General features: G+C 41.6%; 1 pseudogene. It reads left to right on the top strand.

The window, feature by feature from the left end:
* Positions 1 to 444: 444 nt before the first annotated feature.
* Positions 445 to 512, top strand: a pseudogene (locus tag R8N49_RS30600) (succinate dehydrogenase assembly factor 2 family protein); the annotation flags it as partial.

Genomic DNA, 512 nt, shown 5'->3' with positions numbered 1-512 from the left:
TCGATAGGTTGAGCGGTGAAAAGCGAGTTTGCCATTCCATGATTACAATGCCTTTTGAAGATATTTTTCAGCTATGTTAAATGCAGATTCACCATTTGTCAGCTTTCAATATGCCCAAGTCACCTTAAGGTGTTCGGTTTAGCGAGAACCGCTCAGTTTTCAGATGTAGCGGTAATTTGGAAATCTAATCAACCTTGAGTAAGAAACGTCAACAACGTATGTCAATCAAGGATAGGTGACGTTTTCTATCGTGATTTCATGGCAGAATAATTAGGAAAGAGCTCGCTGTTGCTAAACGTGAGGTTCAGTGGTGTTGAATCAGTGACCAGCTTTGAATCTGACACCTTGAAGTTACTTAACGTATTGTGACCCGCACACTAGTGACGTAGCACATCCCTTGTTACACTCCGCATTAATAACAAGACATCTATGAAGGAATAATGAATGTACACTCCTGAAGAAAAGGCGCGTATTAAATGGGCTTGTCGTCGTGGCATGCTTGAGCTGGATGT

The organism is Vibrio sp. 1978 (assembly GCF_033344345.1).
Note: the sequence above shows the minus strand (reverse complement) of the source record. Positions and strands in the feature narration are given on the sequence as shown.